This is a genomic window from Chitinimonas sp. BJB300, assembly GCF_002735695.1.
Taxonomy (GTDB): Bacteria; Pseudomonadota; Gammaproteobacteria; order Burkholderiales; family Chitinimonadaceae; genus Chitinimonas.
In genome coordinates, this window is record NZ_PDZH01000273.1 from 1 (window position 1) to 2,180 (window position 2,180).

Below are 2,180 nucleotides of genomic sequence, written 5' to 3' on the forward strand. Positions count from 1 at the left end.
GATGGTAGCCGCGTCGGTGGGGCCGTCGCTTACCTCACCAAATACCTGACCAAGAACCTCGACGGTAAAAGCGAACAGCGCCGCGAAGACGGCGAACACCTCGCCATGGGTGACGACTACGAAGCCGGCACCGACAGCATTACCGGCGCACAGAAGGTCCGCGCCTGGGCCAGCCTGTGGCATGTGCGGCAATTCCAGTTCTACGGTGGCCCGCCAGTGGCCCTGTGGCGTGAACTGCGCAAGCTGCGCGGCGCAAAGCAGGACGACACCGTAATTGACCAAGCCGCCGCCGCAGCCGATACCGGCGACTGGGGCTTGTTCTGCCAGCTCCTGGGCGGCCCGCTGGCCCGTCGTAAAGACCTGCCGCTATCGCTGGCGAAGGAAGACCGCCCCGACCAATTGAACCGCTACGGTGAGGCTGCCTGCGCCGTGGTGAAGGGGGTGGAAGCCGGGTCGGCTAAGGTGGTAACACGCACCAAGACCTGGGCGATCGACTGGCGTAAGAAGCAGTCGGTGTTTGAAGGCGCGGCCGAAGGACTCGCCGCCAGGACGGGCGAAGCTCGGCCATCTAGGACTTGTGCCAATAACTGTACGCAGTTATTGGCTGACACCCTCAACGACGCGCTACCGCCAGCCGAAGCCCCGCAAATCGACGACGATTACCGCGATGAAGGCCCACCAACGTGGTGGAACCCCGAAGAAGACCCCGGTTTAGACCAAGCGCCACCCTTTGATGCGGGTTATTTCGACCACTGCGCCGAGTCCGGCCCGCCTGAATGGTGGACCGATCGGGATGAGTGCGCACCTTTAGACGGGGATGCGGATTGGGTGCGTTGTGATGACGGCTTCGAGCTTTGAAGTGACTGGCTGCACTGCTGCCGGCCCATCAATGAACAAAGCCGATGAGGATTGCTCCGGCACCGGCTTTCCCTCAAGTAAGCGCATCTAATGGCTATCTAGCTAAAGCCTTTTCCCTTTCGGTATCGAATGCCTTTAACCACTCTTGAAGCGTGCTGTAATACTCATCGCTACTGAGCCAAGTTTCAGACATTGTAGGAATCACCTCTTCAAGTTTACCCTCGTTCTTGAAGGCTATGAGACGGACCTTATTTCCTATATCGAACTGCAATACATGGCTGCCATCGTCAAATGCTTGATCTCCATCAGGAGCCCAGACGATATTCTTTGAATGTATTTCTTCGCTAAAGTCATTTGACGATAGGCCAAAGAAGGTTTCGTTTTGTCGATTGTCTTGATACACCGAGGCCAGATAGGCATCGACTATCTTTATCGGGTCTGAATCAGATTCGAATGACACAGAATGCGTACCACGGCGCTCTAAACGTTCTTTGACAGCGTAGTACGAGCAGCTAAGGAGCGTCGCATCCGGTGCTTTAACGCCAAAGCTTTTATCACCGACAACGATTACGAAGTATCCCAATGCAAGCTGACTCAGCTGTTCATAGGGCTCGGTGATGCTTGACTCAATAGCTAGAGTCTTTGGATTCCCAAAAACCATGGGCATTATCCTTTGTATCCAAAGTGTCTTTTAACGTCCGCAGGAATGTTCTGCGGCTTAATTGGGTCTTTCCCTCTCGTTGAACCATTCCAGTGAGTCCTGCCATTACTCGGTTTGGAAAAACGATGCATTTCACCATCAGAATCCATTGCCCATCGAACCCCTTTCTGATCTGAAACTGAGTTGTCGTAGAGTCCTTGTGCATTTGGCGGCTCTGGACTTTGTGAGTTGGGATGGTGCTTAGGATTTGTCTCCCTCTCTGCTTTTCCGCCTGTACCAGTCGAGCATGCCTGCTCTTCACTTTCACTGTTAATGACATGACAAAGCATAGGGCTGAGAGCACACAAAAAGGTCGCAGTGCTTGGCGGTACGCTAATCGTTGGTATCGATGGCAAGGACGGTGCCGGGCCACGCGTTAAGTCATCTTCAGGGTTAGGTGGTTCCCAAGGAGTATTTTGTGGTACAGGAAAAGGAAAGGGACCAGGTAGGACCTTAGCTAGCCCTAACGGGTCGGTGTAACTCAGCGGATTGCCACCCACATAGGTGTAGGTATTGATCCCGCCCGCCAACCCTATCGGATCGCTCTGTAGGTATCGTCCATCCTTCGCACTGTAATCCCGGAAGTAATTGTAAACCTCCTTCCCTGATGCCGCTTCCCCGC

2 protein-coding genes and 1 pseudogene are annotated in these 2,180 nt (G+C 54.4%); 1 reads left to right on the plus strand and 2 read right to left on the minus strand.

The annotated features are described in order from the left end of the window. A pseudogene (locus CSQ89_RS21215) lies at positions 1-858 on the plus strand (hypothetical protein); the annotation flags it as partial. A 94-nt stretch (positions 859-952) separates the two neighbouring features. On the opposite strand, the gene CSQ89_RS21220 reads toward CSQ89_RS21215, so the two are convergent. After that, a complete protein-coding gene (locus CSQ89_RS21220) occupies positions 953-1,519 on the minus strand; it encodes an Imm42 family immunity protein (RefSeq protein WP_158229086.1) in 567 nt (188 codons plus the stop codon). Positions 1,520-1,524: 5 nt separating this feature from the next. Further along, on the minus strand, positions 1,525-2,180 hold a 656-nt coding region (locus CSQ89_RS21225; protein WP_199065772.1), incomplete at its 5' end, for an RHS repeat-associated core domain-containing protein.